The organism is Emergencia sp. 1XD21-10 (genome assembly GCF_009936045.1).
GTDB classification, from domain to species: domain Bacteria; phylum Bacillota; class Clostridia; order Peptostreptococcales; family Anaerovoracaceae; genus Senimuribacter; species Senimuribacter intestinalis.
Genome location: NZ_QWEQ01000003.1, coordinates 18,278 through 43,380, shown reverse-complemented (window position 1 = coordinate 43,380; position 25,103 = coordinate 18,278). Strand labels below are relative to the sequence as shown.

Genomic DNA, 25,103 nt, shown 5'->3' with positions numbered 1-25,103 from the left:
CTTTATTTCAGATTTTCCGGGTTCAGCGGTAACAGTTCCGGCAGAACAAATAGTCCGTCTTTTCTGACCAGCACGTCATCAAACCACATTTCTCCGCCGCCGTATTCTGGACGCTGAATCAGGGTTAAATCCCAGTGTACAGCGGAATTATTGCCGTTATAGGCGTTTTCGTAAGCTCTGCCCGGCGTCAGGTGGAAGCTGCCGCAGATTTTCTCGTCGAAGAGGGTATCTTTCATCGGATGGAGAATGTACGGATGTACGCCGATGGCGAATTCGCCGAAGTAGCGAGCGCCTTCGTCGGTATCCAGCAGCTCGTTGATTCGTTTGTTATCGTTGCAGGTCGCATCGATAATTTTTCCGTCTTTGACTTCAAAGCGAATATTTTCATAGGTGTATCCCTGTTCTTGGGACGGTGTGTTATAGGTAATCACGCCGTTAACAGAATCTCTGACAGGGGAGGTGTAGATTTCACCGTCTGGAATATTGATTTTGCCGTCGCATTTGATGACTGGAATGTCCTTGATAGAGAAGGTAAGGTCAGTACCTGGACCTACGATATGTACCTGATCAGTCTTTTCCATCAGCTTCACCAGCGGATCCATGGCTTTGCTCATTTTTGCGTAATCCATGGTGCAGACATCGTAGTAAAAGTCTGTGAACGCGTCTTCGCTCATGCTGGCAAGCTGCGCCATCGCTGCGTTGGGATATTTCATCACCGACCATTTGGTATCGTTGACCAGCTGTTCTCTGGTCGGGCTGTTGACGCGGAAATACAGGTTCATTTTATCTGCTGGCACGTCAGCCATTTCGGATACGTTGTTGAAGGCTCTAACGCCGATATATACATCCATTTCCCGTCCCTGATAGAGCAGGTAGTCAGTCTGGTATGCAAGTTGTTCTTCTGTGCATCCCATGCAGAGGGCGCGGATAATCGCGGACTCACGGATATTGACGTAAGGCAGACCGCCTGCTTTGTACACATCGGCAATCAGTTGTTTCACAAGCGGGATGCAGACTTCGTTTTCGTATTCGATGAGTACTTTTTCACCTTTTTGCACGTTGGTAGAATAATTTACAATCATTTCGGATAATTTTTGATTTCTGGGATCCATGTCAGTACCTCCTTTAGGGTTGATAAAAGAAAAGGATATGGAGACGATGCTCCATATCCTCTTTAGAATTTTGGTTCATTGGGAAACAGGATATCATCCTTTACCATGAGAAGTCATAGAAGAAATACTCACCCTCAAGCGGCAGGGTATGTACATTCAGATTTGCATTGGCAGCATACAGCATGCCAGGGTTATACAGAATTGCATAGACTGCTTCTTCCTGTACTTTTGTGAAGAGCTTTACATACAGTGCTTCTCTGTCTTTATCATCGATGATGGTAGTTGCTTCTTTGAACATATCTTCGATTTCTTTGTTGGAGTAGCGGGCGTTATTTGCCATACCGATGTAATCTTTGGTCAGTGCCATGGACAGCATCTGTGTATCGCCTTCCAGTCCCATCTGCAGCGCAGTAATGCCGAAGTCTCCCTGTCTCAGTTTATCCAGATAAGCGTTGAATTCCAGAATTTCGATCTGTACTTTCAAACCAACGGCCTCTAAGTTTGCTTGTACCATCTGGGCTAACAGCTTGTATTGTTCTGCGACATACATTTTTCCAAGGTCAGTACCTTCTTTTACGCCGGCTTCTTTCAGCAGGGCTTTTGCTTTTTCTACATCATAAGTGTACTGGATCTGTTCTTCGCTATAGCCCATTCTGCCTGGTGTTAGCAGGTTGGAGTTTGGTTCACCAAGGCCTTCACATACGCTTGCTACGATGGATTCACGGTCGATCGCATAGTTGATTGCTTGACGGAATTTTACGTTGTTGTACGGTTCTTTTTCGGTGTTCATGGCAACGAATCCGAATGTAGTCTGGTCTGCATCAAGAAGCCGCACGCTGTCAACGCCTTCCAGCGTGCTCTTTACAGATGCGTCGATTTCAGCAAAGTCAATTTCGCCGGTCTGGATTGCCATACCCATGGAAGCAACGTCACTGATGACTTTCCAGGTTACCTTTTTAATAGGTGCTTCGCCCTGATAGTATCCGTCGTATGCTTCAAAGACTGCTTTGTCGCCGATATCGTGGCTGACAAATTTGTAAGGACCGCATCCAATCGGTTCCTGTGCAAACGTATTTTCATCTACGGATTCGTAGTATTTTTTACTTGCAATGTAAAGGTCTGACATGCTGGTCAGGAATGGGGCGTATACGTGGGTGGTATAGATTTTGATGGTGTGTGCATCTACGATGTCGTAGTGATCCAGTCCATCTACGACAGCACCCTGATACTGAGATTTTTTGAATAAATCCAGGGAGAAACCAACGTCTTCTGCGGTGACAGGATCTCCATTATGGAACGTGATATCGTCTCTGAGATAGAAGGTGTAACATTTTCCATCTTCGCTGACTTCCCATTTTTCAGCCACTCTTGATTCCAGCTTGGTCTGGTCTTCATAATTTCTGAAAATCAGCGGATCGTAGATCTGCGCAGTCATACGTGCTTCTGCTGCGGACATGGTGTCGGCAGGGTGCAGGGTTGCGTAATCGGTGTCGATTGCTACGGTCAAATCAGTTTTGGCTTCGGCATCTCCGCCTTCTTTGCCGCCGCCGCAGCTTGCGAACAGACCCATCACAAGGGTCAGGGACAGCATCAGGGCAAATCCCTTCATCAATTTCTTTTTCATAATTCTTCTCCTTTCGGTTCTATCACGACTCACAGAATGGACAACGTGTCTATTCTGTAAATTGGAAGACTTGTTTGGTGTATAAGTCAGTCAGTTTGATGGCACCTCTGACATCTTCCTTGGAGATGATAGAGCTCTGACTGTGTGGAAATCTGTCTACAACGGAAATGCCGCAGACACGAACACCCATGCCACTCATGTTGATGCTGCTGGCGTCTGTGCCGCCTCTGTCCATGACGTCGCGCTGATATTTGATATCGTTTTCTTCGCAGCATGCGATCATGGCGTCGACCAGATATTCGTCCAGCATCGCTGATGGATTGCCCACACTGACGCCGATTCCTTCACCCACTGCGTTTGCGCCTGTCAGGTCGGTCGGGTAGAAGTGATCCGGTGTCACATCGACGGAAATACCGATGTCCGGCTTGATTCTCTCTGCGGAGACGATGGCGCCGCGGCAGCCCACTTCTTCCTGCACCGTGAAGACATAATAAACGTCGTTAGGACCAGTACCGTCATTTTTCTTCATGGCTTCGATGAGAATGTAGCAGCCGACCCGGTTATCAAAGGACTTGGCGGTGATTCGTTCGTTTTTCAGCTCGTAGTAGTTGCCGATAAAGCCGCAGTAGTCGCCGACTTTGACATATTTTTCGGTTTCTTCTTTGGACGTGCAGCCGATGTCTATGTACAGTTTATCTAAATCATTTTTGGCGTCCCAAATCATGCCTTCGCAGCCGACTACGCCCACAGTGCCGTTTTGAAAGACCACTTTGTCATTGAAGAGGGCGCCTGCCCAGACAAAGCCGACATGGCACACTTTGATACGACCGTCGCCTTCGATCTTTTTCACCTGCAGACCGATTTCGTCCATGTGGGCAGCCAGCATGATTTTTTTCTTGTCGGGATGGTCTTTTCCGTATTTGACAGCGATTAAATTGCCTACGGCATCTGTCATCATTTCATCACAGTGTCCTTCAATTTCTCTCTTGATGATGGCGCGGATATTCTTTTCACGACCTGCTACGCCCCAGGCCTGGGTCAGTTCTTTTAACAGCTCCATTATTTCTCAGCTCCTTTCGCAAGTAAGCTTGCTTTTTCTACCCAGCGGGTTTGGTTCATCAGCGGATGGTGCAGTTTGATGGCGTCCTTCGGACATTCCATGACGCAGCAGCCGCAGTACCAGCACTCGTCGGCGTAAGCTACCTCTGGGTGCGCGCCTTTTTCGGAAGACGGAATCAAAACGTCCATCTGGCATGCTTCCATGCATCGGCCGCAGCCGATACACTTTTCTGTATCAAAGGTGAGAGGTACGGCAGGAGGGGTCTTTCTAATGGAAAATTCTTTGATGGGTTTCATTCGCAGCAGCCTCCTTTCTTTTCCTCGATATAGTCCTGATTATATTTTTCGTAGTTTTCCTTGATGTTGCCTGCATAATCCAGTGGCACTTCTCTGTGGACAACCTTTTCTCCGTCCTGGCTGATTAAGATGAACGGCGCTTTGTCTTTGCCATCGTCATCAGAGCGGAAAAATTCTAGCTTTTCGCAGCTTTGATGTCTTGCCAGGCAAGCCTGCAGAATCATCTGAGATACAGTGAGAATGTCGAAGACTTCCAAAAGACGCACCAGTTCGTGAGGATTTGCAGCATAGGCCTTTGGAACAAATTCCTGTTCATATCTTGCAAGCAGTTCGACGCCGGAGCGCAGCAGTTCATCTCGCTTGATTTCACCGCAGTAGTTCTGCATGGCTTTGGCCGTGGCTTCGTTGAGTTCTTTCCAGCTGATACCGGTATCAGGATCCGCGTAAAGCGGTGCATACACTCGTTCTATTTCTGCGTCGACCTGTGGCTGGTGCGGCGCTTTGACAGTGGTTTCACCTTCTGCAAAAGCGGCGGCCTTTCTGCCTGCATAGCTTCCGGTGGAGGCTGCATGGCCGAAGCAGTTGGAGGAGTACAGGCTGTCGCCTGCCACAAAGAGTCCTTCGATGTTGGTCATCAGATTCCAGTCGTTCATGAAACCACCCGGCATACCGAAGAGCTGCCGTTCCTGCGGCAGAAATTCTGCACTGGTCCAGCCTACGCCGTAGCACTGCAGCACGTGTTTTTCCGGGTCAAAACCGGCTTCTGTGAAATTTTTATAGACCGGTACGTTGGTCTTGCCTTCCTGACCGACCATCATGCCCCAGATGACTTTTCTTTCAAGTTCTGGCATGGAGGAGAGGTCTGCATAGAATGGAAGCTTATAGCCCATTTCTTTCAGTTTATCGTAAGGCAGGGTTTCCGGACCGTCGTATTCGTATTTCGCCTGCTCGATGTTGCCGCCCTTCATAAAGTAGTGCTGTCCTTCGGCAGGGTAGAATCTGGATTTGACATCCTTTAAGATGTTACCGTCTCTGTCGGCGTATGGGATTTCTTTTCCTTCTGCATCGATGAGAGAAGCCGGATACCAGGTGTTGTGGTTGTTGCCTGCGCTGTACGGCGGAAAGGATCGTCCTGCGGATGAAAACTCTGCCCGGACAGATTTTTCCATCATATTGAATTCAGCACCTGCGCGCCAGCCCATGGCGTGACCGTCACCGATGGTTGTCATCGGGCGGAATTCGCAAAGACCCGGGTGGGCCGATGAAAACAGCCAGACTCTTGCCGGTCTTGACATGGTGATGATGCTGGCCTTTCCGGAGAAAACATAGAATTCGCCGGTTCTAGTGTGCACGCCGGTAGCGCCGATACATTTCGCGCCGACTTTGCCGCCTTCTGTCAAAAGGGAAGTGACCATGACGCGGTCTACAATTTTGACGCCCAGCCGTTTCAATTCTTTTTCCATGGCCGGTTTAAAGGTCGTACCCCAGATGCGGATGGTGAATTTATTCTTATAATCGTAGGCAAACATCAGCTTGGTCGCCTCGTCGCGGAAGTCCGCGCCTTTAAATTCGTCCTCTGTGTCTCTGATTTTGCCGCCCATCTTTTCGATTTCCTGCAGATGGTCCCAGCCTTCTCTACATTCTATGTAATGGGAAATGGCATTGTTGTAACCGTCGTTGTCGTCCAGCATGGCGTCAACCAGTTCTTCTGGGGTTACCCCAGAGCACGGATTGGTTGCTGCGGATTCCCAATGGTCACAGCCGCTGCCGCCTGCGCCGCTGCGCTTCGTTGCGCCTTTTTCTACGAGAATGACGCTTTTACCTTTTCTCGCCGCCGAAATCGCTGCCATACAGCCTGCGATACCGCCGCCCAGCACCAGCACGTCAGCTTCCATATGGGTGGTTTTGCCGACCTGTGATGGATAGGGCCACCTTTGGTTGGTAGTCATTGGCGTTCCTCCTTTATTTTCAATTGATTCTTTATTTGTAACACCATATTATCAAATTTTAAAAAAATTTGCAATATAAATTTTGCAAATTTATTGACGAATTTTACAAAATGAGTTAAAATGTCGATAAAAGAAAATTGGTATTATACAAAACCTAAACGAAAAAGACGGAGGAAACAGTATGTATAAGTACGTAATCAAAAGGTTATTACTCACCATCCCCGTTCTGTTTGGTGCCACGTTCCTGGTGTTTACTATTATGTATTTGACGCCGGGCGATCCGGGATCTTTGATTCTGGGTATGACCGCCAAACAGGCAGACATTGACGCGCTCAATCATGCCCTCGGTGCAGATCAGCCATTCTTTACACAGTTTTTTAACTATATAAAGGATATTGTTACTGAGTTTGATTTCGGCATTTCTTACAGAACCCGCATGCCGGTGTTCAATGAGATTCTGGCAAGATTCCCTGCGACTTTCTGGCTCACTTTGTGGTCCTGCCTTCTGGGCGCAGTCATCGGTATTATCCTCGGCGTAATTTCTGCGGTGAAGCAGTATTCGGTACTGGACAATGTGCTGACGACAACTTCCATGGTGCTTTCTGCAGTGCCTGGCTTTTGGCTGGCGCTGATGCTGATGCTGATCTTTTCTTTAAAACTGGGGCTTTTGCCATCCAACGGACTGGATTCCTGGCAGGGTTACATTCTGCCGGTAATAACCCTGAGTTTGTCCAACATTGCGGCAGATATTCGTCTGACGCGTTCCACCATGCTGGAAACCATTCGTATGGACTATATCAGAACGGCAAAATCCAAAGGGGCACCGTCTAAAATCGTCATTTTCCGTCATGCACTGAAAAATGCACTACTGCCGGTTTTGACCTCGATCGGTATGGGATTTGGTGCAAGCCTTGGCGGCGCGGTCATCATCGAAACCGTATTTGGTGTACCGGGCGTTGGGCAGCTGATGGTGACGGCAATTCGTCAGAAGGATACGCCGACTGTCATGGCAGCGACACTGTTTTTGGCAGTTCTGTTCTGTCTGATTATGCTGATCGTCGATTTGCTCTACGCATATATAGATCCAAGGCTGAAGGCCAAGTACAAGAGTTAATCAGGAGGGAACTTACATATGAACAAGAAAACATCGAAAAAGAACAGCCAGATGAAAGAAATCTGGCGTAGATTCAAAAAAAGTAAGACTGCTATGCTGGGCCTAGTACTTCTGATTTTCATTCTGCTGATTGCAATCTTTGCGGATTTGATTGTGCCGTATCAGGAGGCAATCGCACAAAACCCTGCCATCAGACTGCAGGGGCCAAGTGCAGCGCACTGGTTCGGCACCGATGAAATCGGCAGAGACCTCTTTGCTCGGATTGTCCACGGTTCCAGATATTCTCTGCTCATCGGCATTTCTACCAGTATTTTTGCCCTGCTCATCGGTGGACTGCTTGGTGCAGCAGCAGGCTATTACGGCAAAACGGTAGATAATGTGATTATGCGTCTTGTGGACGTAGTGATGACGGTTCCGCCGATTCTGTTGTCGCTGGCTGTGGTAGCGGCGCTGGGTGCAAATCTTAGAAACCTGCTCATTGCCATTACCATATCCTGTGTGCCGAGCATGGTACGCATGGTGCGTTCTGTGGTGCTGACTGTCATTGACAATGATTATATTGAAGCAGCAAGGTCTTATGGGGGTTCTGACCTGCGTATTATTTTAAAATACGTCATTCCAAATGCGTTGGGTCCAATCATTGTAACGACGACCATGAACGTTTCCAGCATGATCCTGTCCGCTTCTGGGCTTTCTTTCCTGGGCATGGGTGTACAGCCGCCTGCACCGGAGTGGGGGGCGCTGCTCTCTGATGCGAGACAATACATGTTTAACGCGCCGTACCTTTTGTATATTCCGGGTATCTTCATCGTCTTAGCGGCATTGTGCTTTAACCTTGCTGGTGACGGGCTGAGAGACGCACTGGATCCGAAGCTGAAAGATTAAATGGAGGGATATAAGATGAAAGAAAAATTCTTACAGGTGAAGGACCTGGAAGTGATCTATAAGACGGATTTGGAAACAGTTTACGCAGTCAACAACATCTCCTTTGATCTGGATAAAGGAGAAACCCTGGGGTTGGTGGGAGAAACCGGCGCAGGAAAGACGACGACGGCACTTTCCATTCTCCGTCTGCTGCCGGAGCGTACGGCACAGATTACAAATGGCAGCATTGCACTAGAGGGTAGAAACGTACTGGAACTTTCCGAGAAAGAAATGCAGAAAATCCGTGGCGAGAAGGTGTCTATGATTTTCCAGGATCCAATGACGGCGCTGAATCCGGTTTTGACTGTAGGGGATCAGATTGCAGAGTCTCTACAGCTCCATGATGACCAGGGTAGAAGCAAGGAAGTGATCGATGCTCGAGTGGAAGAAGTACTGGAGCTTGTAGGCATTCCAGCTGCCAGAAAAAAAGATTATCCGCACCAGTTCTCCGGCGGGATGAAACAGCGTGTTGTCATCGCCATCGCCCTTGCCTGCAATCCGGGACTTCTCATTGCAGACGAACCGACTACCGCCTTGGATGTAACCATTCAGGCGCAGGTACTGGCTATGATGCAGGAACTGAAGGAAAAGCTGGATATGGCTATGATAATGATCACCCATGACCTTGGGATTGTCGCACAGACCTGTGATAAGGTGGCTGTTATGTATGCCGGTGAAATCATCGAGTACGGTACAGTGGAAGATATTTTTACTGGCGATGCCCATCATCCGTATACCGCCGGCTTGTTTGGCTCCATTCCAAACCTTGAGGAAGAGGAAGAAAGACTGCATCCGATTGACGGCATGATGCCTGATCCGACCGCCCTGCCAAGCGGCTGCTATTTCTCACCGAGATGTCCAAAGTGCACGGAACAGTGCAGAGAAGTTCATCCGGAAGAAGCTGTTTCCGGCACGCATAAAATTAGATGCCATCTCTTTGAGAACCTGGTGAAGGAGGTATAATCGTGGGAAAACCGTTAATAGAATTACAAAACCTCAAGAAGTACTTTGATATATCCAAAGGGGTACAGCTTCACGCAGTGGACGGCGTTACGCTGTCTATCAACGAAGGGGAAACCCTGGGCGTTGTAGGCGAATCCGGCTGCGGAAAGTCCACGCTGGGACGGACTGTTTTGAAACTCCATACGCCGACCGATGGTAAAATTATCTTCGATGGAAACGATATTACGAATTATAAGCATAAACAGATTCATAAAATCCGACAGGATATGCAGATGATTTTTCAGGATCCGTATTCCAGCCTGAATCCACGCATGAGTGTGCAGGAGTTGATTGCAGAACCACTCATTATTAACAAAGCCTGCGGCAGCAGAGCGGAAGTTTTTGACAAGGTTTCTGAGCTTATGGAAACGGTAGGTCTTGCAGAAAGACTTTCCGGCGCATATCCGCATGAACTGGACGGCGGTCGCCGCCAGAGAATTGGTGTGGCAAGAGCCCTAGCGCTAAATCCGAAGTTTATCGTCTGCGATGAGCCGGTTTCCGCGCTGGACGTATCCATTCAGGCACAGATTCTGAACCTTTTGATGGATTTGCAGGATGAACGAAATCTGACTTATATGTTCATTACCCATGACCTTTCTGTTGTACGTCACATCTCCGACCAGATTGCTGTTATGTATCTGGGTCAGTGTGTGGAACTAGCGCCATCCAAGGAACTGTTTAAAAATCCGATTCATCCGTACACAAAGGCGTTGCTGTCTGCGATTCCGGTGCCTAGCATCGAGATGAAGGGGAAGAAAATCGAAGTTATCAAGGGTGAAGTTTCCAATCCGATTAATCCGAAACCGGGCTGTCGTTTTGCGAACAGATGCCCGTTTGCAAGTGATGAATGCCGCGCTGCTGATATTCCGTTTGAGGAAAGAGAGCCGGGACATTTTGTTGCATGCTGTAAAGCGTAAAGTACTTGCCGTATTTGACAAAGGTTGTGCAGAATTTGGAATTATTTCTGGTTTTGCACAGCTCTTTGTTGGTTATGTTGTGTAAAACCAATGGAAAAATATGAAATTGCACAACTTCCACGTTATTAAGCCCAATGTTAGTAAAGATTTCTGAAGATAGTTGTGCAACGGATATTCTTTTTCTATAGATTGCACAACTTTTTCTTTGAAAAGAGAACTGTTGTAGTTCAAGTTGTGTAAAATTGGGATAAATCTAGGGATTCTACACAACCTTGTCGATGATGAGTTGTGCAATTAACCAGAGAAAGAAGGGTTTTACACAACCGATGAAAGAGGAGGAAACAGCAATGAATTTAGATGATAAAGTAAAAGTCTTGAAGGAACATCAAAAAAAGCTGAAGGCATACAATCATGCTGCCAGCCTTCTGTTCTATGATGCTTCTACATCCATGCCGGCGGGTGCGGCAGAGTCTATGAGTGCAACGACAGGTGTGCTCAGCGGGGAAATTTACAGTCTGACTGTGAATCCGGAGTTTAAGACTTTATTAGAGGATTTGTATGGACAGCGGCAGGAACTGGATTTTCAGACGCGCCGTGAAGTTGAGGAGCTTAACGAGGAGCAGGTGAAGATGGCGAAGGTTCCAAAGGAAGAGGTTGTCGCCATGGAGGAAGCGCAGACCAAAGCGAATCACTACTGGGAAGTGGCGAAGAAGAACAATGACTTTTCGATTTTCGCGCCGCATCTTGAGAAGCTGATTGCAATGAAAAAACGCTACGCCGAATACATCAATCCGGGCGGCGATGTGTATGATACACTGCTCAACGAATTTGAAAAGGGCATGACGAAGGCGCAGATGGATCCTTTCTTTGACGCGCTGCGGGAAAAATTGGTGCCTCTGATTCAGTCGGTAGGCGCGGTGCAGCAGCCGGACACCTCGTTTCTGACAGGACCTTTTGATATAGAAACACAGAAGGAACTGTCAGAATATGTGATGGATGTGATGGGAATTGACAAAGAACGCTGCATCCTGCGGGAGACTGAACATCCTTTTACGATTGAGTTTTCTAAGAATGATGTGCGTATTACGACCAAATATCTGGAAGAGGATTTGACTAGTAATTTGTACAGCGTCATTCATGAAAGCGGTCATGGTATGTATGAATTGTCGATAGACGATGCACTGCAGTTTTCAGTACTGGGAGCAGGAGCTACCACGGCAATCCATGAGTCGCAGTCCCGCCTTTGGGAAAACTACATCGGGCGCAGTTTGCCGTTTTGTCAGTTGATTTTTCCAAAGGTGAAGGAATTGTTTCCTGCGCAGATGAAGGATGTGACAGCTGAAGCGTTTTATCGGGCTGTCAATGTGGCAAAACCATCTTTGATACGTACTGACGCAGATGAACTGACCTATGCGCTCCACGTTATGGTGCGTTATGAAATTGAAAAGCGGATGTTCGACGGCACGCTTTCCGTCAGCGAACTGCCTGCAGAATGGAATCGTTTATATAAGGAATATCTGGGCATCGATGTGCCGGATGATACTCGCGGCGTGTTGCAAGATGCGCACTGGGCAGGCGGCGCCTTTGGATACTTCCCGAGCTACGCTTTGGGAACAGCCTATTCCGCACAGATTTACGCGGTGCTGCGTGAGGCTGTCGATGTGGATGCTTGTTGCGAAAAAGGCGACTTCGTACCGGTGCGTCAGTGGCTGACTGAAAAAATCTATCGTCACGGCATGCTGTACACAGCGGATGAACTGATTCAGATGACCTGCGGAAAGCCATTTAATCCGGCTTATTATATAGATTATCTGGAAAAGAAGTTTAAAAATTTATATGCGTTATAGGATTGTTGTCCTGTAAAATAACTGGTTCATGCGCTCCGGGGGAATCCTTGGGGCGTATGGGCTTTTTTGAGGTTTTTTTCTATGGTTTCCTGTCTTTGCTGATGCACTGCTTTTTTAACTTAAACCTCGATTTTTCTAAAAAAATGTATAAGAAGATAACTCGTCTAAGGGAGCTGCCTTGCGTAGAATGTAAGACATTAGGAAAATTTCTTTGAAACTTGCGCCAGATGCAAGTTTTGAGAATGAATTTGGTTGAAACCGCAGCTAAACTATTGCTAAAGTGCGATGAAAACCGAGTTGACAGATGCGGCATGGAATCTTCTTATACATTTTTTAAAAGAAATTCTATTTTAGGTTAAGGATACGGTGCCAATATCAGTTGACATACTTTCATCGCTGGTGTATACTGTAGCTACAATCATATCGAATATCGATACGATATTCGATATGATGAGATGGGACTGAGAAAGGAATTATGAAATCATGCCGCGGGAAAAATTTAAAACCTTAACGGAACAGATGTATTATGTACTCCTTGCGCTCCAGCAGGAACTTTGCGGCGTTGACGTAATGGAGGCTGTCAGAGTGATGACTGACGGACGCGTTCGCCTGGGACCGGGCACATTGTACGCGCTTCTTGGTGATTTTCAAAAAGAAGGTCTGATTGAAGAGACCACAGGCAAAGTGGCAGGGGGAAAGCGAAGCTATCGTATGACAGAGGAAGGAAAGAAGCGGCTCTTGCAGGAGCATCAGCGGCATCAGCTGCTGGTTTCGGATTTTGAAAAGTATTACGAGGAGGAGAGGTGAGAAGATGAAACTGAAAGACATGAACACCATGACAGTACGTTTTGCCTGTGAATATAATGAACTGGACGCACTGGCAGAATTTCTTGAGAAAAAAGCGGCTGAGGGCTGGCAGCTGACTAGCAAGACGGGCGTAAGTTTGGGCTTTCGCAGGAGTGCGCTGCGGAAAGTCAGAGTCAGTGTAGAACTGGTTTATTCCGATGACAATGACTACGACAACGCAAGATTTATCGAGTACTGTGAATCAGCTGGCTGGCGGCATATGTTCAGCGATGGGAAGATTCAGATTTTTGAAACTGATGATTTAGATGCAACGCCTATTCATACAGATCCGGCATTGAAGCTTGCGGCAGTTCACCGCAAAGCAAAGAAGATGAATCTCTGGCTTCCGGTTATCGCTTTATTTTTTTCTTGCCTTTGGATGAAGCATTTCAGATTGAACTTTGATTATGGTACTTTAATGAGCAGCAGAGAAATTCTTGCTGTATTCGGTATGCCGTTTCTTATGCTGGTGCTTGTGTTGTTGGTAGGCAGTTATCTGCATTGGTATTTAAAGGCTAAAAAAGCTGTCGCGGACGGTCAGTCTCCGGATTATAGGAAGAAACGGCTGAATCGAATCTTGGATAAGGTTATACTGCTGTATATTTTCGGCGGCATTTGGGGCGCACAGCTTTTGGACGCCTATTTCAGCGGAAAGCGAACGGAGATGATAACAACGTTGGCGCTGTTTGCGGTGATTCTGCTATTTATCATACTGTTTCCTTTTTTTAGCGCTAGATTTGGCAAAGCGAGGAAGGGGAATTACGGAACTTATTTATTGATTGGAATTGGATTGGTGGTGCTGACTTCGGCAGTGACTGGTGTAATTATAGAAACCGCAGAGAGTGGCGAATATGTGCAGGTTGACGGTAGTTACCAAATGGTTTCCCTGGATGAATTGCCGCTTACGATGGAAGATTTGGGCATCGAAACGGCAGCCTATGCGGACCGGTACTGCGACAGAGGTGGAACGCCATTTATTCGGTATATGGAATGCGACGATTTTTCGAACAATGAAGAAAATTACTTTCTTTCATATAGAGTCTATGTTGGAAATGCCAGGAAGCTTGTGCAGTGGATGATAGAATCGCGGAGGGAATTCATGGAATTTTCCGAGATAGAAGATGAGGGATTTCATGGGGGAAAGACTTATATTTCCGTTGGTGAAGGCGGCAGCAAAGAGAATAAGTGGATTCTTCAATATGGTGACAGAGCGATTTGGATAAATACGAATATACCGCTCAGCGACAGTCAGAAAAAAATAATCCGCGAGAAGCTGCTGGCAGTAAAATGATAAAATACGGGGCGTCTGTTTTTCGGCAATGGTTTGCCTTTGCAGACGCCCTGCGGCTTTTAAAACTTTGGCTATTTCAGGTTTTCAGGGTTGAGACCTTTCAGTTCTGGCAAAACAAAGAGCCCGTCTTTACGCACGAGGACGTCGTCCAGCCAGATTTCGCCGCCGCCGTATTCAGGACGCTGAATCATGACTAAATCCCAGTGGACGGAGGAGTCGTTGCCGTTTGGAGCATCTTCGTAGCACATACCCGGCGTCAGGTGGAAGCTGCCGGCGATTTTTTCATCGAAAAGGGTATCCTTCATTGGATGCAGGACGTAAGGATTGACACCGAAGGCAAATTCTCCGAAATATCTTGCACCTTCATCGGTGTCCAAAAGCTGATTGATTCGCTCGGTGTTGTTGGCGGACGCATTGACGATGCGACCTTTTTCGATGTCGAAACGAATGTTTTCGAAGGTAAAGCCCTGCTCCTGACTGACGGTATTGTAAGTGATATAGCCGTTCATGGAGTCCTTGACAGGAGCGGTATAGACTTCGCCGTCAGGAATATTGGCTTTGCCGTCGCATTTGACCGCGCCGATGCCCTTGATAGAAAATTCCAAATCTGTATCAGGTCCTTTGATGTGGACTTTGTCGGTTTTGTTTAGCAGTTCTACCAGCGGATTCATGGCTTTACTCATCTTTGCATAGTCCAGCGTGCAGACATTGTAGAAAAACTCCGAAAAAGCTTCCTGGCTGGTGCCCGCAAGCTGTGCCATCGCGGCGTTTGGATATCTGAGAATACACCATTTAGTTTTGTTGACTCGGTAGTCCTGCAAAGGCTGCATAAGTTTGCTGTGCAGATTCAGTTTTTCGGAAGGTACATCCGCCATTTCGGAGGCGTTATCACCGCCGCGCACCGCGATAAAAGCGTCCATGCCTTTCATCTGGTGAAGCAGATAGTCGTTTTTAAATTTGACCTGTTCTTCGCTGCATTCCAACAGAAGTTCACGGTTGATTTCGCTATCGGTAATTGCGATAAAGGGTCTGCCGCCGGCTTTGTAGGTGCTGCGAATCAGCTCCTTGATCAAAGGCTTGCAAGCAGCGCCTTCATAGTCGATTAAAATATTTTCGTCCGGTTTTATATCGCAGGAATAATTGATCAGCAAATCTGCCAATTTTTTGTCTCTTGGATCCATCGGGATACCTCCTTGTTTTTTTGTTTCTTCGATATATTATAGCCGAAACCCCTTGTAATTAAAAGGAGATTAGCGTAAAATAAAACTACTTATGACATAAAGGAGCATATAATGATCAGCTATTTCTTTGTGAACCCGGTTGCGGGTCAGGGGAAAGGGATTGAACGATTTATTGCGGATATTAAAGCCTCAGCCGAGGCTTTGTCTATGCAGTATGAGATATATATTACAAAGGCAGAGGGTGACGGTGAGACTGCTGCTCGCCGAATTGCGCAGGAATTGCAGGGGAAAGAAGCTAGATTTTACGCTTGTGGCGGAGACGGCACTTTGAATGAGGTAATCAACGGCAGTTTTGGATTTGACAATATTGCAGTAGGTTGTGTGCCTATCGGAACGGGCAATGATTTTGTGCGTAATTTTCCTGAAGCGGGAAGCTTTCTCGACCTCAAGGCACAGTTTGAGGGGGCGGATACACAGGTGGATTTGATGCGATATAGCGGCGTGATTGCCGGAAAAGCGCAAACGCGGTACTGCGCTAACATGTTTAATATCGGTTTTGACTGCAACGTGGCAGAACTGGCTGGACGGCTGAAGAAGAAACCGATGATTTCGGGCAGTCTTGCGTATCTTTTGGCAGTGCTTGGCATGTTCATCAAAAAGAAGGGGATTTGTCTGCATCTAACAGAACGCGATGCCGTGCATATCGATGGTGAAGTGCTGCTTTGCGCAATTGCCAACGGAAGTTTTTGCGGTGGCGGATTGAAAACATCGCCGCAGTCAGCGTTGACAGACGGCGTCTTTGATTTGAATATCATTCACGATGTATCTCGACTGAAATTTCTCAAACTGTTTCCTAGCTATATGAAGGGTAATCATTTAGAAATTCCAGGGATTGAAGAGGTTATAACGGTGAAACAGTGTACTGCCTTAAAGATTTCGCCTATGGCGCAAAATTTTATTCTTTGTGCAGATGGAGAGATTCAGGTTGCGGGAGAAGTGGAATTTTCTATCGTGCCTAATGGACTGCGGTTCATTGTGCCGAAGGCTGCAATGGTTTTTGCATCGTCACGACAAACGCACGAAAAAGCTTTCAGAAATTGAACATTGACAAATTCTTGGATATTTTGTATTTTTGTCAATAAATGTGCGTTAAAATACCGATTTGTTCATATTTTACGCTCTAATATTGACAAGATTGACAAACTCTTGATTTTTTGTCAATTCTGACAAAGTTGAAGGGATTTAAGAGCGCTTTTGACCTGCTGCACTGATGGTTTATTGACAAAAATACACGGGGTGAAAGAAATTTGTCAATGTTAGCTGGCATAGAACGTTTTTGTGCGTTTGCCGTGTTTGCATCGTAGAATTTAGTTGAAACTTAAATGGATTTATGATAGAATAAATAAGCTGTTTTGGAGAGTTGTCAGAGTGGTCGATCGTGCAGCACTCGAAATGCTGTGTCCTTAACCGGACCCAGGGTTCGAATCCCTGACTCTCCGCCAAGTGTTATAAAAGCGCGCCGCAGGCGCGCTTTTTTCGTGGAAATCAGAGTCAGGGATTCGAAGCCGAAAGGTCGAAATTGTAAAGGATTATGGGAAAGGCTTCTACTGCACAGAGCATATTGAGCTTGCTAAAGAATGGGCTTGTAGCGAGAATGTAGACGGCTTTGCTAATCGGTATGAAATCGATCTCTCTGATTTAGCGATTCTGAACCTTTCTTCGAATGATTTCACAATACTAAACTGGCTTGCCATTTTGATGCTTCATCGGAAAGCAAGACTATCAACCCCTCTTGCAAGACGAGAAAAAGACTATTTGATTCAAAATTTTCTTCCGGAGTTCCAATCCTATGATGTCATTATAGGATATCGTGCAGATGACTCTTACTTTTCGTTTGCCCGCTCTTTTGTGAGCAATGAGATATCGCTGAAGCAGTTAGGTTATGCCATGAAGCTCGGAAAGCTCGGTGAGCAGTTTGTTTTAAAATCTCAAAAAGCATTTGAAAGCATCCGTTTTCTTAATTATGAGATTGCGGATAATACTCTTTATTATGCAAGGCGTAAAGTGAGAGATAATAAGGCGAGAGACGCCTACAACAAAGAATTGGAAAATGAGGATTTGGATGGGATTTTCATGCGAGATATTATACGAAAGGAGATAAAGCCAAATGATCCACGCTTACACTGAACAGTATTTGCATGACGCTATGATCAATTTAGGCGAAGCCTTTGACTATGCCGTAAACGCCTGCAAAATGAAAGCTGATGCTTTTATGGAACTGTTCATTGCCAGCGGTTATGCAGATAAGTTTGGCAAAGGTAATCCAAAGGTTATATCAGGATTTTCAGGAACCGAACTTGTTATGGAGGTCTGTTTAAAATCTGGGATTGCTATAAACTTCCCGGAGGCGCAAATTGAATACGCCGCATCGGCTGAATACTGGAGTGGTTGGATACTTGCTTTTTACCAGTGGTACACGGATCAGTCGTTTAAAGACATACACGCAAATATCTCAATGATTGAGGTGCTGAAGATGTACTCCACGCACCATGAAGCGGCAGAAGAAAAGTTTTTATATACCGTAAACGCTATATTACGGCGAAAAAAGCAAACAACAAAGCTACAGGCTCAGAGGAAAACATGCGGGTACTCACAAAGAGAACTTGCCGAAAAGTCAGATGTTAATCTGCGCACACTGCAACAGTATGAACTTGGCACGAAGGAGATTGGGAAAGCGTCTGTACGGGCGGTTGCCTCCCTTGCTAATGCGTTGGGCTGCAGAGTGGAGGATCTACTGGAAACTGTTGCTATATCAGAAGAGTAACGGTGTAACATAAATTGAGATAAAAGCAAATGACAGGCTGGCTTATTTCAAATTGGATTAACAAATTGATATAAAGGAGTTTAAAGCGAGGGCCCTTCGCAGTTTACCTTTAAAACATCTAATTCCCTTAAAAAATCCGAATGTTATGGGAATGAAAACACAGCATAAGAAAGCACCTATCGTAGTCAATAGGTGCTTTTTTCGTGAAATGAAATTTATTTATAAACCGTATAGTTATAGTCAATCGCGTTGGTATAGAGGGAAATCGCATAGCGGACAACCCTATTGTCGGAAAGACACAGTGAATCGGTCGCCTCCAAAAGATTATCAAGGGGAGATACGCAGAGCCATTCGGCTTGTTCTTCTGTAGGTACAGAGATAGACATGGTTACATTGAGATGGCTGATGTTAAGTCCGTAGTCTTTTTCTATGATTTCGTAAAGAGGCCTGTCTTTTAAAGCAAAAATGTCAAGATCCGTAAGCAGCTCTTTGTTCAGATAAACAGACTGAATTGTAAACGGCTTGCCGTTATAGTATCGTAAAATATTGATATAGTATGTTTTTTCTTCCTGTTCGTACTGGAAAATCTGTTGCAGCTTATCAGAAGCAGATAGTGTATCAAAAGAGATGATTTTTGACGTAATATTAGGGTCATCGTCGGAAAGTCCGAAAGAATAAATTGGAGAATCGGAATGCATTTGCATTTCCTTTTGAGATACATAAAGTCCCTGATAAGGACGACGTTCTATGACGCCTTCTGCTATGAGATGGTCGATAGCCTTTCTGACTGTGACACGACTAACGTTAAAATGTTCTATAAACCAACTCTCAAAGGGCAGACGGTCACCTGCCATGAGCTCTTCATCTTCGATATGTTTCTTAATCCTAGCTGCGATTTGCAGATATAGGGGTAAAGTAGTACGCCCTTTAGCCATAAATTTTCCTCCTGAGTATGTCCTATTATAGTCGATTATAATACAAATAAGAGAAAAATGCAAGAGACAATTCTTTTGAAGTGTATTATAAATGTATTAAAAAATGATTAAAAATGTATTGACAAGAATTCGGAAGTGGTATATACTTTGTATTACAAATTCTTTGAAAATTGTAACACATAAACTGAGAAGCGAAGAAGGAGATCATTATGACAATTAGACTTTCAGACATGATGAAAGGCACGCTGAACTGTGCAAGAAATGCGTGCCCTATTACCGAAGGCGAATCTGTGCTGCTGATTGCAGATACCACAACGGATTCTTTAATCGTAGATGCATATAGAATTGCTTACGAATCGGAGGGAGGGTATGTAACAGCAATTACGATTCCGGCGGCAGGAGTCGGCTGCTGCTCCAGTGAAATCACCAACAATACCCTTTGCGGTCCGTATCCGGAGGTGCTGATAGAGGCAATGAAAGCTGCTGATTTGTGTATTAATCTAAGTGGATATGCCGATATGCACGGAATTTACGGCACAGGATTCAGTAAATACGGACTGCATCCGACAGATTTTTGGTGCAAATATCATACGAGAATGCTCAGCGTGGCTATTTCTAATAAAGAAGCGCTGACAAGCGATTGGGCAACCTATCCGAACGATTTGCTTAAATATTTGAATTTCAAGGCTCATGAGCATCTTTTAAATGCCATCGGCGGTGACCCGGATCATGCAGTTATGCACATTACTGATTTGCAGGGAACAGATATTACCATAAAAGGTTTTAAAATGTGTACAAAGGGAGAAATCAAGAACGAAAACGGAAAGGATCCGATTAATACCTTTGGAACGGAGCAGGTAGGCATGATTCCTTACGAACCAAAGCCTAATGGCGCCAATGCAGAAGGTGTAATCGTAGCGACATCTATTCATACCGGTTATGTGCCTGAAATGAAAGCCTTCGTGAAAGGCGGACGCATTGTAGCAATGGAGGGCGGCGGCGCAGTCGCAAAAGAATGGATGAGAGATTTTGAGAAAGGAAAAAATGCCAGTGCAGAGGGCAGATGCACGACCTTTGGGGTATCTCCGGGACCTGGAATTAACTGGATAGAAGAAATTATGTACGGTGTACATCCTCGTGCGTTCAGATTGGGTTATAAATATCGATATCAGGGTTCTGAAACTTTCCAGGCATGGGTTGGCGGTACCAGACGTTCCGGCGTACTGCACTTTGGAATCGGCGGCGGTAAAGATGAGTGGTATAGACACAGAGATATGGAAGTGTTCTTCCCAACACTGACTGTAAATGGGGAAGTTTTAATTAAAGACGGACGCTTAATGATTTTGGACGATCCGGAGGTAATTAAAGAGGCAGCAAAGTACGGAGATCCGGATGTACTGCTGCAGGAAAAATGGATACCGGAAATGCCACCCCTTGACTAAAATTTCAAAGAAAAAGGAGGTCCAAGAATATGGCAAAAGAAGATGCCAGATATACGGGGAGCTTTTTTAACAGCTATACCAATACGAGAATGAAGCTATACAGGCACTGCGTGCCGCTGGACAATGACGCCGAAAAGATTGCAGAAATCTATGGGTATTCTTTGGAAGAAGTGGAAAGGATTTTTTCGGAAATGGATCGGATATTACAAGACGAAGTCGAGTTGTTGAAAGAGGAGTTTGGCGAGAAGCTTTATGAAAAACTTAAAAATCGTCCAGCCAGCTTTGTTTTTATTGGAGATCAGATGACTAGCGAATGTTTGAGCTACTATAATATTCTGAAGCGGCTTTTCGCAGAGTTTCCGGAAATAAAGCTTTCTATTGCAGGAAATACGGGGGATACCTCTAATCAGTCGCTGCAATACATTTACGGTCTTGCAGTGTCTCAGGAACCTACGGTTACTTCTATTTTGATTGGAACCAATGACGCCTTTTGCGGTAAAGATGCTTTCGTGAAGACGATTTCCTCCAGAGAAGAGTTTAGAGATAACGTGGACTACCTCACTAAGGTTATGCTTCACACTGGGAGCAAGGTGATTTTAAACACTTTGCCTCCAGTGGAGCAAAAAGCGGCGGAACATGCATATGCGCATATGAACTGGACAATCAGTAATGACGAAATTGAGATTAGGAACAGACTGATTTATCAGATTGCAGAAAAAAATCAGTGTGCACTCAATGATATTGCAGCTGTTTTGCGTGAGATAGAAAAACCTGTAGTTTTAGATGGGAATGGAGTTTTACTGACAGAAAAAGCGCAATTTGCCATTGCAAGAGGCTTTATAAAGGTGCTGCTGGCACAGCTTTGAAGGAGGTGAAAGTGTGAAACAGATTGGAAATGTCAGCGACTATTATGACGCATATACCAATATCCGATTTAAAAGCTACGACCAGGGGGTTATGTGGATGGAAGATAATATTCCACTTCTGGCCAAGGGCTTTGATTATACCGAAAAAGAAATTGAGGATATTATCAGCGCGCTTAAATTCCAGGTAGATGAAATGGCGGAAACTGTAAGGTCAGAATATGGAGAGAGAATGGAGAAGGTTCTGACTGAAAAAAATTTTCGCTTTGCGATTATCGGCTGCTCCTTTTCATCGGAATATTTGAGCTATGTCAATGTAGTGACAGATTTACTGCGCCGGTATTATCCGCAAATTGAAGTTATCGACGCAGCAGTAACTGCCGAGACTGTGCCGCAAACCATGGCACACCTTTATAACCGGGTGCTGAGGTATAAGCCGGATTTGTGCTCGATTTATATGGGCATTAACGATATGCGAAGAAACCGGGACGTCTATACAAAGAATAATGTGAGTCCGAGAGAATTTGCAAGAGATATGAATTACATTATCGATATGGTGAAACAATACGACAGTCAGGTGATTCTCCACACCCTAACTCCGTGTAACATTCCTGCGCAGGAAAGAGGAGTGCGTGATAAAAGATGGACCTACAGAATTGATGACTGGGATGTTTTTAACGGCGTTATCAGAGAAATTGCAGAAGTGAAAAACTGTGTATTGAACGACCAAACGGAGAATTTAAAAGCTTTTGAGGGCGATGTGAATATTCCAGAAAACGGATTGCATTTGACAAAAGAGGCGCAGGAATTTCTTGCAAAGCATTTTATGAAAGTTCTACTGGACACAGTGGAAACCATGTTTGGAGAAAGATAAAAAGAGGAAAGAATCATGAAGAAAATATTAGCGGCAATATTGACCCTTACTTTGATTTTAGGACTTTTTGCGTGCAGCGGCGGTTCTGATGAACCGGCTGGCTCAGATGGTGAAGCAAAAGCGATGGAAATTACTATTGCAACTCCGCATCCGAATAACGAAAAAGATCCTGTCTACATATACTGCAAAACATTTGCGGATTTAGTGACAGAAAAGACAGAAGGAAGAATCACATTTGATATTCAAGGTGACAGTGTTTTGGGTGATGATGTGGAAATTGCAGAAGGACTGACCCTGGGCACTTTAGATATGGGAATTACTTCAAACGCGGCAATCAGTGGGTACGATCCTGCCCACCAGCTGTATGCACTGCCGTTCCTCTTTGACGATGATGAACAGGCAAATGCTTTCATTGACAGTGATATTGCAGCAGAAATGAATCAGGGTCTGGAGAGCAAAGGAATGAAGGTGATGAGTATATTGGACGGAGGATTCCGCCAGTCTCTGAACACGAAGAAGACGATTAAGGCAATGGCTGATTTCAAGGGAATGAAGTGGAGAGTTCCGCCGATGGATTTGTTTACAGATACTTTTAATGCCCTTGGTGCCAATGCAACACCGATGGGTGGGGCTGAGGTGTTTACAGGTTTGCAACAGGGTACCATAGACGGCTGTGAGTTTCCGGTTTCTTCCATCTATTCCATGCAGCTTTATACCGCAGCGAAGTACATCGATATGACCAATCACATGTTTGCAGCATGGTATATGTGTACCAGTGATGACTTGTGGAATAAATTGTCTGCTGAAGAGCAAGAAATTTTTTCTGAAGCAGCAAAAGCGGCTAATGAGGCTTCAAGAAAAGCACAGATGGAATCTGTGGAATCTCAGCTTGCTGAAATTGAAAAAGCTGGCGCAGTAGTAAACCGTGATGTAAATACAGAGGAAATGCGTAAAGCAGTGCAGCCGATTTTGGACAGCTATCGCGATAAAATTGGCGCTGAGCTCTATGACAAGGCTATGGACTATGTCGATTCACTGAGAAAGTAGGCGCTGCCGGAAAGGACGGAGACTATGTTAAAGGGATTAAATAAAATCAGTAACGTAGTAAATGAGGCGTGCAAAGCAGTTTGTGCAGTAATGATGGCATATCTTGCCATCGTTTGCACCCTGCAGGTGATATTCCGCCGATTCTTAAATAATTCCCTCACATGGAGTGAGGAAACCATGCGATATGTATTTGTGTGGATGATTCTTCTTGCCACGGCTGTGACAGTAAAAGAGGGCAGTGGAGCGGCTATTGACCTTCTAAAAAAGAGGCTGAAAAGTGAAAAGCAGATTGCGCTGCAGGAGACAATTATTTTCATATTAACAGGAGTGACTGCAGCTATTTTGACAAAGTATGGCATTACTTATGCGGCATCTGCCTCAGGATTAACCAGTACGGCGGTACATCTTCCTATGAGTCTGGTTTATGGGGCGATTCCGGTAGGAAGCATTTTGACACTGCTTCACTGTGTTGATGGGGCAGCCACTGGCATCGCAAAGCTTTGCGGAAAGGCGGGTGCATAAATATGGGCGCAATTTTAATTATTTCTCTATTAGTTTTGATGTTAATCGGTATGCCGATTGCCTATGCCCTTGTGCTTTGCAGTGGAATTACACTGGTGAGTACCGACTTTGCTGATTTAATCATTATGGTACAGAGAATGTTTGGAGGTCTTGACAGTTTTCCGATTCTTGCCTGTCCATTGTTCATTTTGGCAGGATATATTATGGAGGGCAGCAGTATGTCGCAGCGCCTTGTAGACTGGGCATCCTGTGTATGCGGACGTACCAGAGGCGGTGTAGGTACCGTTACAATTGTAGCGTGTGCGATTTTTGCGGCACTAACAGGTTCCGGACCTGCAACTGTTGCGGCTATCGGAGCGATTATGTATCCGGCGCTAATTGACGCAGGATATCCGAAAAATTCTTCTGCGGCGCTGGTTGCTGCCGGAGGGGCTTTAGGACCGGTTATTCCGCCGAGCATTGTGATGATTATTTACGGGACAACCATGGGAGTCAGTGTGCCGGATATGTTTACAGGAGCAATTGTTCCAGGCGTACTCATGGCTGTTGCACTGATTGCAGCAAACAATTTAATGGCGAGAAGATGGGGAATAGAGGTCAGCGATAAAAAGTATACGGCAAGGGAAGTGCTTGGCTATACATGGAAGGCTGCAGGAACTTTGTTTATGCCTGTGCTGGTACTTGGCGGTATTTATAAAGGCATTTTTACTGCAACGGAAGCGGCGGCGATTGCATGTGCGTACAGTCTTTTGATTTCAATTTGTTATAAAAGCATGACCTTTAAAAAGCTCTTTGAGATTTTGAAAAAATCCGCTACAGTTTCGGCGATGGGACTACTGATCGTAGGCTCAGCTAACGTATTTGGCTGGCTTCTTGCAGCAGGAAAAATTCCGGCAACTATTACGACATTTTTGGTGCCGTTGCTACATACCAAAGTACTATACATGGCAGTGCTTCTAATTCTGCTTTTTATCATCGGTACTTTGATGGAAACCAGCGCTTCTGTTGTTATTTTGGCACCGATTATCGTGCCGACAGGACTTGCTCTCGGATTTGATCCGCTCCATTTGGGATTGGTCTTTGTAATTGCGCTGGTAGTTGGTTATATTACGCCTCCTTTTGGGGTCAACTTGTTTACTGTTTGCTCGACGACGGGAGAAAGTTATGTAGACGTGGTAAAAGGGCTGGTTCCGTATATTTTGACGGTAATTGCGGCGGTGATTTTGATTGCTGCATTTCCAGTACTGACCACAGTGCTGCTATAATATAGTTTGTTGAGATAAAACCCGGTTTGCGAGAAGCAGACCGGGTTTTCTTATGGAATTAAAGTGTCAGTATTATTTGGGTTGTGCTGAAAAAACATGATATAATAAAAGTGTTTCTATTTTTCGAAAAAGCATGAGAGCCTCCAAAATGACTTTTCAATAAAAAGA

The 25,103-nt window shown here is 45.4% G+C and carries 23 protein-coding genes and 1 tRNA gene; 17 read left to right on the top strand and 7 right to left on the bottom strand.

Translation table 11 applies throughout. The annotated features are described in order from the left end of the window. Positions 1-2: 2 nt before the first annotated feature. The 5 genes from D1151_RS01545 to D1151_RS01525 form a co-directional block, all read right to left on the bottom strand. Positions 3-1,112, bottom strand: a complete 1,110-nt coding sequence (locus D1151_RS01545; protein WP_160201509.1) for an aminopeptidase — start codon at positions 1,110-1,112, stop codon at positions 3-5. A gap of 100 nt (positions 1,113-1,212) precedes the next feature. Then, positions 1,213-2,736: an ABC transporter substrate-binding protein gene (locus D1151_RS01540; protein ID WP_161907686.1), complete on the bottom strand. Its 1,524-nt coding sequence runs from the start codon at positions 2,734-2,736 to the stop codon at positions 1,213-1,215. A gap of 49 nt (positions 2,737-2,785) precedes the next feature. Continuing rightward, the gene (locus D1151_RS01535) at positions 2,786-3,796 is read right to left on the bottom strand and encodes a M42 family metallopeptidase (RefSeq protein ID WP_161907685.1); all 1,011 of its coding nucleotides are present in this window, start codon (positions 3,794-3,796) and stop codon (positions 2,786-2,788) included. Next, the gene (locus tag D1151_RS01530) at positions 3,796-4,092 is read right to left on the bottom strand and encodes a ferredoxin family protein (RefSeq protein ID WP_161907684.1); all 297 of its coding nucleotides are present in this window, start codon (positions 4,090-4,092) and stop codon (positions 3,796-3,798) included. Before D1151_RS01530 ends, D1151_RS01535 begins: the two co-directional genes overlap by 1 nt. Continuing rightward, complete coding sequence (locus D1151_RS01525) at positions 4,089-6,041, bottom strand: FAD-dependent oxidoreductase (RefSeq protein ID WP_161907683.1); 1,953 nt, start codon at positions 6,039-6,041, stop codon at positions 4,089-4,091. Before D1151_RS01525 ends, D1151_RS01530 begins: the two co-directional genes overlap by 4 nt. 181 nt (positions 6,042-6,222) lie before the next feature. Here D1151_RS01525 and D1151_RS01520 point away from each other — a divergent pair, with 181 nt between their 5' ends. From D1151_RS01520 to D1151_RS01490, 7 genes are all read left to right on the top strand, one after another. Further along, positions 6,223-7,155 carry an ABC transporter permease gene (locus D1151_RS01520; RefSeq protein ID WP_160201514.1) on the top strand — a complete coding sequence of 311 codons (933 nt, stop codon included), beginning with the start codon at positions 6,223-6,225 and terminating at the stop codon, positions 7,153-7,155. Between the two features lie 18 nt (positions 7,156-7,173). Next, positions 7,174-8,040 carry an ABC transporter permease gene (locus D1151_RS01515; protein ID WP_161907682.1) on the top strand — a complete coding sequence of 289 codons (867 nt, stop codon included), beginning with the start codon at positions 7,174-7,176 and terminating at the stop codon, positions 8,038-8,040. Between the two features lie 15 nt (positions 8,041-8,055). Then, positions 8,056-9,042, top strand: a complete 987-nt coding sequence (locus D1151_RS01510; protein WP_161907681.1) for an ABC transporter ATP-binding protein — start codon at positions 8,056-8,058, stop codon at positions 9,040-9,042. A 2-nt stretch (positions 9,043-9,044) separates the two neighbouring features. After that, positions 9,045-9,998 carry an oligopeptide/dipeptide ABC transporter ATP-binding protein gene (locus tag D1151_RS01505; protein WP_330588239.1) on the top strand — a complete coding sequence of 318 codons (954 nt, stop codon included), beginning with the start codon at positions 9,045-9,047 and terminating at the stop codon, positions 9,996-9,998. 347 nt (positions 9,999-10,345) lie between these two features. Continuing rightward, complete coding sequence (locus D1151_RS01500; RefSeq protein ID WP_161907680.1) at positions 10,346-11,845, top strand: carboxypeptidase M32; 1,500 nt, start codon at positions 10,346-10,348, stop codon at positions 11,843-11,845. A gap of 483 nt (positions 11,846-12,328) precedes the next feature. After that, positions 12,329-12,652 carry a PadR family transcriptional regulator gene (locus D1151_RS01495; RefSeq protein WP_160201519.1) on the top strand — a complete coding sequence of 108 codons (324 nt, stop codon included), beginning with the start codon at positions 12,329-12,331 and terminating at the stop codon, positions 12,650-12,652. Positions 12,653-12,656: 4 nt separating this feature from the next. Next, the gene (locus D1151_RS01490) at positions 12,657-13,982 is read left to right on the top strand and encodes a DUF2812 domain-containing protein (RefSeq protein ID WP_161907679.1); all 1,326 of its coding nucleotides are present in this window, start codon (positions 12,657-12,659) and stop codon (positions 13,980-13,982) included. Between the two features lie 71 nt (positions 13,983-14,053). Here D1151_RS01490 and D1151_RS01485 read toward each other — a convergent pair whose 3' ends face one another. Then, the gene (locus D1151_RS01485) at positions 14,054-15,163 is read right to left on the bottom strand and encodes an aminopeptidase (RefSeq protein ID WP_161907678.1); all 1,110 of its coding nucleotides are present in this window, start codon (positions 15,161-15,163) and stop codon (positions 14,054-14,056) included. Positions 15,164-15,274: 111 nt separating this feature from the next. Between D1151_RS01485 and D1151_RS01480 the strand changes: the two genes are divergently transcribed. The 4 genes from D1151_RS01480 (at position 15,275) to D1151_RS01465 (ending at position 17,987) form a co-directional block, all read left to right on the top strand. After that, entirely contained in the window at positions 15,275-16,264 is a 990-nt protein-coding gene (locus tag D1151_RS01480) for a diacylglycerol kinase family protein (protein WP_161907677.1), read from the top strand. Positions 16,265-16,577: 313 nt separating this feature from the next. Further along, positions 16,578-16,665 (top strand) — tRNA-Ser (locus D1151_RS01475). A gap of 55 nt (positions 16,666-16,720) precedes the next feature. After that, the gene (locus tag D1151_RS01470) at positions 16,721-17,350 is read left to right on the top strand and encodes a DUF3990 domain-containing protein (protein WP_160201585.1); all 630 of its coding nucleotides are present in this window, start codon (positions 16,721-16,723) and stop codon (positions 17,348-17,350) included. Continuing rightward, positions 17,331-17,987 carry a helix-turn-helix domain-containing protein gene (locus D1151_RS01465; RefSeq protein ID WP_161880229.1) on the top strand — a complete coding sequence of 219 codons (657 nt, stop codon included), beginning with the start codon at positions 17,331-17,333 and terminating at the stop codon, positions 17,985-17,987. Before D1151_RS01470 ends, D1151_RS01465 begins: the two co-directional genes overlap by 20 nt. 215 nt (positions 17,988-18,202) lie before the next feature. Here D1151_RS01465 and D1151_RS01460 read toward each other — a convergent pair whose 3' ends face one another. Further along, complete coding sequence (locus D1151_RS01460; RefSeq protein ID WP_160201524.1) at positions 18,203-18,922, bottom strand: GntR family transcriptional regulator; 720 nt, start codon at positions 18,920-18,922, stop codon at positions 18,203-18,205. Between the two features lie 209 nt (positions 18,923-19,131). On the opposite strand from D1151_RS01460, the gene D1151_RS01455 reads away from it, so the two are divergent. The 6 genes from D1151_RS01455 to D1151_RS01430 are packed head-to-tail and all read left to right on the top strand — an operon-like array spanning position 19,132 to position 24,935. After that, a complete protein-coding gene (locus D1151_RS01455) occupies positions 19,132-20,364 on the top strand; it encodes a hypothetical protein (RefSeq protein ID WP_160201525.1) in 1,233 nt (410 codons plus the stop codon). Positions 20,365-20,393: 29 nt separating this feature from the next. Then, positions 20,394-21,230 (top strand): hypothetical protein, encoded by an 837-nt coding sequence (locus D1151_RS01450; protein WP_160201526.1) that lies wholly within the window; start codon positions 20,394-20,396, stop codon positions 21,228-21,230. 13 nt (positions 21,231-21,243) lie between these two features. Next, positions 21,244-22,101, top strand: coding sequence for an SGNH/GDSL hydrolase family protein (locus D1151_RS01445; protein WP_160201527.1), 858 nt, complete (start codon positions 21,244-21,246; stop codon positions 22,099-22,101). A 15-nt stretch (positions 22,102-22,116) separates the two neighbouring features. Then, positions 22,117-23,148, top strand: coding sequence for a TRAP transporter substrate-binding protein (locus D1151_RS01440; protein WP_161907676.1), 1,032 nt, complete (start codon positions 22,117-22,119; stop codon positions 23,146-23,148). 24 nt (positions 23,149-23,172) lie between these two features. Then, complete coding sequence (locus D1151_RS01435; protein ID WP_160201529.1) at positions 23,173-23,670, top strand: TRAP transporter small permease; 498 nt, start codon at positions 23,173-23,175, stop codon at positions 23,668-23,670. Between the two features lie 2 nt (positions 23,671-23,672). Further along, complete coding sequence (locus D1151_RS01430; RefSeq protein WP_160201530.1) at positions 23,673-24,935, top strand: TRAP transporter large permease; 1,263 nt, start codon at positions 23,673-23,675, stop codon at positions 24,933-24,935. The last annotated feature ends 168 nt before the right edge of the window (positions 24,936-25,103 follow it).